This is a genomic window from Deltaproteobacteria bacterium, assembly GCA_022340465.1.
Lineage (GTDB): Bacteria > Desulfobacterota > Desulfobacteria > Desulfobacterales > B30-G6 > JAJDNW01.
This window is the reverse complement of sequence record JAJDNW010000162.1, coordinates 1-6,689: the sequence shown is the minus strand read 5'-3', so window position 1 is coordinate 6,689 and position 6,689 is coordinate 1. Positions and strand designations below refer to the sequence as shown.

Here is a 6,689-nt window from a genome sequence, read left to right as displayed (position 1 = left end):
CCTCAGCAACGCGGAATCTGAAGTCCTCAGGCTTTCCCGCAGGGTAAACAACATGGTAAAATAGACACAATCCTTAGAATTCACTTTATGTTGCATCCAGAAAGTAGCGCTGTCTATTTGATATCCATTGTAATAACAGATTATTATATACACTTTGCCATGTTGTTTATGCAACTATGGGGTTTATGCAACCGCTTCTAGCGTGGTTGCCAGAAAAATGTTCCGAATAGCGCCCATGGCCGTCCTCTATTGCGGGTTTCAATTCGGAACAGACTTATGACAACCGGTATAGGATATTCAGGTGCTTGAAAACGCTATTTGGGGAAGGGAATTCAAATGACCGATTTCATGCAGCAATTCAGCCCGATCATCCAGGCGCTCATGGCGACGCTTTTTACCTGGGGATTGACCGCTGCCGGTGCGGCGCTCGTCTTTTTCACGAAAGCGGTGAACCCCAAACTGATGGATTCCATGCTCGGCTTCGCCGCCGGTGTCATGATTGCCGCCAGCTTCTGGTCACTGCTTGCACCCGGCATCGACATGGCCGCGCAGCTGGGCCATATCCCTTGGCTGACAGCTGCCATCGGATTCATGGGGGGCGGCATTTTCATGCGTTTGACCGATCGATTGCTGCCGCATCTTCATCTGGGGCTGGACACATCACAAAGAGAGGGAATAAAGACGTCATGGCAGCGAAGCACGCTGCTGGTCCTTGCCATAACCCTGCACAATATCCCCGAAGGCCTCGCTGTCGGTGTCGCTTTCGGAGCCGTGGCCGCCAATCTTTCTTCTGCCTCGATTGGCGGCGCCATGGCCCTGGCAATCGGCATCGGTCTCCAGAATTTTCCGGAAGGCGCCGCCGTATCCTTGCCATTGAGAAGGGAGGGGATGGGGCGGGCCAAGAGCTTTTTTCTGGGGCAGTCATCCGGTGTTGTCGAGCCCATTGCCGGGCTGTTTGGTGCCGCGTTCGTTCTCTATATGCAAAACGTCTTGCCCTATGCTCTCTGTTTTGCTGCCGGGGCAATGATATTCGTCGTGGTGGAGGAGTTAATCCCCGAATCTCAACGACAGGAAGCCAATATCGATCTGGTGACAATGGCCACCATGACCGGTTTTTCGGTGATGATGATTTTAGATGTAGCGCTGGGTTGACGCCCGTTTCTATGCATCTCCGGCGCTCACCGCAAATCCACTCGATCCCAGCCCCGTGGCGGACGGTGTCCCGGCAATTTTAGCCAGATAGGTGTTTCCCAGTTTTTCGATGTGGTCATTTACGTTGTCGAAGTAGTTGTAATGAATCTGCTCCTCGTCGATGATCACTTCAAACAGCTTCATGCTGATGCTGTCACCGTTCTCGCGGCATTCGAGAAGGAACTGATTGTAGCTGTCGACCGTATCGTCCTCCAGGTTGGCGTCAAAAGCAAAGATTCCTTCCACTTTCTGGCCTTTTTCTATGGTCCCGTCGTGACCGGCCACCGGCTCCCCGCCGAGCTCCTTGACGCGTTCGGCGAACATTTCGGCATGCCGCATCTCATCGATGGCGATAAGCTTGACTTTCGCGGCCAGTTCGCCGTAATCCATGTCATCGAGGTTGTAGTGCTGGTTCATGTACTGATGAATGGCCTGTAGCTCCATGGCGCGGGCCTTGTTCAACACATCGATAACCTTCTGTCTTCTTTCCTCTTTTGAAGCTTTTCCCATGATCGTTCCCCCTTTTTTCGTCGATTGTCTATACGTTTAGGCTCCTTTTTGTATACATAGTTATTTTGCTATGGCAAATAAAAACTGTATGGCGTAAATTTAGATTTTTAGGGAGAAATGGCCATTGACTTAATGAACATATGCTTATAACAAAAAGCAGACCGTATTAAATAACGAAAGGAGAATTTTATGGCAGAAGAAATGGAGGTCGGCTGTGCCCGGCCCACCGGCGGTCCTGTCGGAGAAAGTGTCGAAAAAGAACCCGAAAAAGAATCAACGGTGACCAAGGAGGTTTCAGCTATGGTACAGGTTGGCAAAAAAGCACCGGATTTCGCTGCACCGGCATATCAGCAGGGCAAATTTATATCACTCAAACTTTCAGACTATCTAGGAAAATGGGTATTGCTCTGTTTTTATCCGGGTGATTTCACCTTTGTCTGAGCAACGGAGATTTCGGCAGTTGCCGAAAAGCACGACGCCCTTCAAAAGCTGGGTGTCAATGTTTTATCCATGAGTATCGACAGTGTTTTCGTGCACAAAATGTGGAATGACAACGAGCTCTCCAAAATGGTGGAAGGTGGCGTCCCCTTTCCCATGCTGTCCGATGCCGGGGGAAAGGTTGGAAAAATTTTCGGGGTCTACGATGAGGACGCGGGGGTCGAAACACGCGGGCGCTTTATCATCGATCCGGACGGTGTCATCCAGGGGTATGAAGTTCTGACCCCGCCGGTCGGTCGCAATGTAGAAGAAACCTTCCGGCAGGTTCAGGCATTTCAGCTCATCAGAGAGAGCAAGGGCAAGGAAGCGACGCCGTCCGGATGGAAGCCCGGGAAAATGACGCTCAAACCGGGACCGGACCTGGTTGGAAAAGTCTGGGAAGTCTGGAAAACGGATATGGCTTTCGATTAGATTGATATTTTACAAATATGGCAGCGGGTCGCTCGTTTTTAATCGAGCGACCTTTTTATATAGGTCGATTTAGGTTTCAACTGGGAGCTATTTATAAAATGAAGACAAAAAGATGGAATGGTCGGGCTTTTACATCCTTGTGTTCATTGGTGAGTTTCATCCTGTTGTGTGTTACCGGCATTGTCCTCTATCTCGAACCTCAGGGTCGTGTCGCCTATTGGATCGAGTGGCAATTCCTGAGCCTGGAAAAGGACCAGTGGGGCAACATACATATCTATGCCGGCCTCCTGTTTTTGATAGCCGGTGGTTTTCACATCTACTACAACTGGAAACCTCTGATCAAATACGTGAGCGGCAGGATCGAAAGCGCCTTGCGGTATAAGCGGGAGCTGGCAGTCGGCTGTACCGTATTCGTCTGGATCGTGGTCAGCGGCATCTGGTCCCTGCCGCCGCTTGTCTACGTAACCGACCTCGGGGGAGCGATCAAGGACGCATGGGTCACCTCCCCCGAACTCGAACCGCCTTTCGGCCATGCCGAGCTGGTGAGCCTGAAAACATTTTGCCTGAAACAGCGAATCCCGCTGGATCAAGCTGTGCTGGAACTCAGGAATGCCGGTTTCACGGTTGACAGCCCCAGAAACACAGTGGCCCAGATAGCGGCAAGCAAACAAACGTCGGGCATGGGCGTTTACGCGGTGATAAAAAAACTGGAAGCCAATCCTGCGGCAATGCAGCCCGGTGAACGGTGGACGGCCGAAAAAGTTGAGGAAGCCTTTGCCGGAACCGGGTTGGGAAACAAGACCATCGGCCAGCTCATCAAGGAAATGAAGCTTGATAAAATAAAGGTTTATCAACGGCTCAGTGCTATCGATATCGAGGTGCAAGAGGGAGACACCCTCAGGGGCCTGGCTGAAAAGAACAACACGACACCCATTGTGCTGATGACGTCAATTTTAGTCGATGACCGTCAAGTTGAAGAATGATCGATATCCGGGGCGATCGGGTCACTTGATTTTTCTCGACATAAAAAAACCAAAACCATGTTCCGGCCATCGACCGGGACATGATCGGGAAAATTTTCAGGTCGGCGAACTGGGCGAAAAACTTGGCATCCGGTAAACGACGCCACCGGTTCGTTCCAATGGGGTTTTCGTTGAAGCGCTCTTTGTGATATAGCTGTGCGGGTAGGTGAGTGAACATATTTCACCACCCGTTCACTGCGGTCACTCGGGACACGATGAACGCAGGGTTTTATTGGGGGTGGTAGTTGACTGATTGCAGCGAGGATGAAAAATGAGTGACACGATTGAATCGAAACTGGCCGCCCTGCAGGCATTGCTGTCCCGTACGCTGGATTCCGCCCGGGCCGAAGCCGCGGAAAAACGACATGCCCGGGGGTATCGCACGGCCCGGGAGAACCTGGAGGATCTCATAGATGAAGGGTCATTTGTCGAGTACGGCCAGCTGGCGGTGGCTGCTCAGCGAAAACGCAGATCCTATGAGGAGCTGCAGATAGAGACGGCGGCAGACGGCGTGATCACGGGAACGGCCACGATCAACCGATCCCATTTCGGCAAGGACAGGGGCCAGGCAGCGGTGGTCATCTATGACTATTCGGTCCTGGCCGGCACGCAGGGCTACTTTCACCATGCAAAGCTGGACCGCATTTTTGAATTGGCCGAAGATCTGAACCTGCCCGTGATCATGTACACCGAGGGCGGCGGGGGGCGCCCAGGAGATGTGGACGTGACCACCTGGATTGCCGGCCTGCATATCAGCAGTTTTTACACGTGGGCCAAGCTCAGCGGCCGGGTGCCGCGCATCGCCGTCAACAACGGGTTTTGCTTCGCGGGTAATGCCGCCCTGTACGGCTGCGCCGACATAACCATCGCCACGCGATCCTCATGGATCGGCATGGCCGGCCCCGCCATGATCGAAGGGGGCGGCCTGGGCGTTTACAAACCCACGGAGATCGGACCCATCGAGGTGCAGTCGAAAAACGGCGTCGTCGATATCGTGGCTGAAGATGAGGCCGAGGCAACGGCCGTGGCCAAGAAGCTGCTGGGTTACTTCCAGGGTCCCCTGGAAAACTGGACCTGCGGTAGCCAGGAAAAATTGAGGAATGTCGTTCCGGCGAATCGGCGCAGGACCTACCAGGTCCGTGAGGCGATCGAGATTTTGGCCGACGACGACTCTTTCATCGAGCTGCGGCGCGAATACGGTTTGGGGGTTGTCACCGGATTTATCCGGCTGGAGGGGAAACCGGTCGGCCTGATCGCCAACAACTGCATGCACCTGGCCGGGGCCGTGGATGCGGAAGGAGCGGAAAAGGCCTCCCGCTTCCTGCAATTGTGCGATGCTTTCGATCTGCCGATTTTGTCACTGACCGACACCCCGGGATTCATGGTGGGCCCCGAAAGCGAGACCGAGGCCGCCGTGCGCCGCATGTCCAGCCTTTTCGTCTCCTTCGCCAGCGTGACCGTGCCTGTCGTGGTCATCATTCTGCGGAGGGGGTACGGTCTGGGAGCCATGGCCATGGCCGGCGGCAGTTTCCACACGCCGGTCCACATCGCCTCCTGGCCGTCGGGCGAATTCGGCGGCATGGGCCTGGAGGGCGCGGTAAAGTTGGGGTTTAAAAAAGAACTGGAGGCCGTGGCCGACGAAGCCGAACGAAAACGACTGTTCGAAAAACTGGTGGCTCAGATGTACGAGATCGGCAAGGCTACCGAGGCGGCCGCGCACCTGGAGATCGATGCGGTCATCGACCCTGCCGACACCCGGAACGTGGTGTTGAGGGCGATTCACTCGGCCTCACGGGTAAAACGGCCGCCGGGCCAGAGGCGCAACTTTGTCGACACCTGGTAACCCCAACGCCGGAGGCGACCCTGCAAAGAATACGTCGCTCAATTCGCGATAAACGCTCGGTTCAGGTGCTATCGTGTCAACGGCAGGATGTCCTTTTCCAATTTCGAAAAGATGAAGACGGCGAAAACGGGAAGGATGAAGAAGTTTGGCTTTACGGTCATTGACGACGGCAAAGATGCAGAAAACCTTGAGCCGACCCACCACTGAGAGCGGTTTCAAGACCCACCGAACACGGAAGCGACAATGGTTTCCTTATATAAAGAATACGCCCGGGATCAGGGAAAATGACCGACCCGGGGTCGTGGTTGTCTGCCCCAGTGTTGGACGGGTCCTGAAACCGCTTCTGCTATCAAGTGGTCGGTCCTGCCGCGTCAATGCCGAAAAAAATTAGGCTTTGACGTATAAGCCTTTTTCGGGATTCTTGATCTTTTCCTGCTTTTTCAGCTTGAAAATAATATTGGCAACCTTTTTGTTGTTGAATCCCGTCTTTTTCATGATCCCAGCGGTATCGATACCTTTGGTGGTTCTGTTGATAATGTTCAGAACCGTGTCGGCGGCGGTTACCTTGGCGGCCTTTTTTGCGGGTGCCTTTTTGGCCGCGGCTTTTTTAGCTGGCGCTTTTTTTGCTGCAGTCTTTTTCGCAGCAGTCTTTTTTGCGGGTGCCTTTTTGGCTGCGGCTTTTTTAGCGGGTGCTTTTTTTGCCGGCGCCTTTTTCGCCGGTGCTGCCTTTCCTGCAGCCGTTACCAGTTTGTCGACTTTCTTCGCAAGCGCCTTGATTTCCTTGCTGACCTTCTGCAGTTCCTTTTTTAAATCTGCTGCCATTTTTTCCTCCTGTGTCATTAGTTCATGCGACTTTCTTTTTGCAGGAACCTGTTTGATGTGATGTTCCAATTTTAACGCTTCACTTCTGGTCATTCCTCTGCTTACCGTTTTCAGTACTACCGGTCTGCGGGGTATTGTATATTTAGCGCCTTTTCCCTGATTGTGCGCCTTGATTCGTTTTTCAAGGCAGTTGGTGATTCCGCAGTAGAGTGAGTTGTCGGAACATCGAATCAGATAAACTACCCAATTATTCCCTGCATCTTGCATCAGATTTCACCATTCGTTCAATCCGGAGGCTTCCATCTGCGTCCTTGCAGGGGGTTCTAAGTAAACGATTACAACTTCACCTTCGAAAGACTCCAACCGTGCAAGATCCGAATATTTTGTCTCAT

General features: G+C 53.0%; 6 protein-coding genes and 1 pseudogene. 4 read left to right on the top strand and 3 right to left on the bottom strand.

Going from position 1 to position 6,689, the window contains the following annotated elements; all coding sequences use genetic code 11:
• The first annotated feature begins 336 nt into the window (after positions 1-336).
• A complete protein-coding gene (locus LJE94_19450) occupies positions 337-1,152 on the top strand; it encodes a ZIP family metal transporter (protein MCG6912274.1) in 816 nt (271 codons plus the stop codon).
• A 9-nt stretch (positions 1,153-1,161) separates the two neighbouring features.
• Here the strand turns inward: LJE94_19450 and LJE94_19445 are convergent, their stop codons facing one another.
• Positions 1,162-1,701: a bacterioferritin gene (locus LJE94_19445; GenBank protein MCG6912273.1), complete on the bottom strand. Its 540-nt coding sequence runs from the start codon at positions 1,699-1,701 to the stop codon at positions 1,162-1,164.
• A 189-nt stretch (positions 1,702-1,890) separates the two neighbouring features.
• Here LJE94_19445 and LJE94_19440 point away from each other — a divergent pair, with 189 nt between their 5' ends.
• From LJE94_19440 to LJE94_19430, 3 genes are all read left to right on the top strand, one after another.
• Positions 1,891-2,610 (top strand): peroxiredoxin, encoded by a 720-nt coding sequence (locus LJE94_19440; GenBank protein ID MCG6912272.1) that lies wholly within the window; start codon positions 1,891-1,893, stop codon positions 2,608-2,610.
• A 98-nt stretch (positions 2,611-2,708) separates the two neighbouring features.
• Positions 2,709-3,593: a DUF4405 domain-containing protein gene (locus LJE94_19435; GenBank protein MCG6912271.1), complete on the top strand. Its 885-nt coding sequence runs from the start codon at positions 2,709-2,711 to the stop codon at positions 3,591-3,593.
• Positions 3,594-3,903: 310 nt separating this feature from the next.
• Positions 3,904-5,475 (top strand): biotin carboxylase, encoded by a 1,572-nt coding sequence (locus LJE94_19430; protein MCG6912270.1) that lies wholly within the window; start codon positions 3,904-3,906, stop codon positions 5,473-5,475.
• A gap of 387 nt (positions 5,476-5,862) precedes the next feature.
• Here LJE94_19430 and LJE94_19425 read toward each other — a convergent pair whose 3' ends face one another.
• Both LJE94_19425 and LJE94_19420 read right to left on the bottom strand, forming a co-directional pair.
• Positions 5,863-6,297, bottom strand: a complete 435-nt coding sequence (locus tag LJE94_19425; GenBank protein MCG6912269.1) for a hypothetical protein — start codon at positions 6,295-6,297, stop codon at positions 5,863-5,865.
• A 45-nt stretch (positions 6,298-6,342) separates the two neighbouring features.
• Positions 6,343-6,564: pseudogene (locus LJE94_19420) on the bottom strand (GIY-YIG nuclease family protein).
• Between the last annotated feature and the right edge of the window lie 125 nt (positions 6,565-6,689).

Coding starts and splice junctions, on each gene's coding strand:
- LJE94_19450 (MCG6912274.1), top strand. CDS start 337: ATGACCGATTTCATGCAGCAATTCAGCCCGATCATCCAGGCGCTCATG.
- LJE94_19445 (MCG6912273.1), bottom strand. CDS start 1,701: ATGGGAAAAGCTTCAAAAGAGGAAAGAAGACAGAAGGTTATCGATGTG.
- LJE94_19435 (MCG6912271.1), top strand. CDS start 2,709: ATGAAGACAAAAAGATGGAATGGTCGGGCTTTTACATCCTTGTGTTCA.
- LJE94_19430 (MCG6912270.1), top strand. CDS start 3,904: ATGAGTGACACGATTGAATCGAAACTGGCCGCCCTGCAGGCATTGCTG.
- LJE94_19425 (MCG6912269.1), bottom strand. CDS start 6,297: ATGGCAGCAGATTTAAAAAAGGAACTGCAGAAGGTCAGCAAGGAAATC.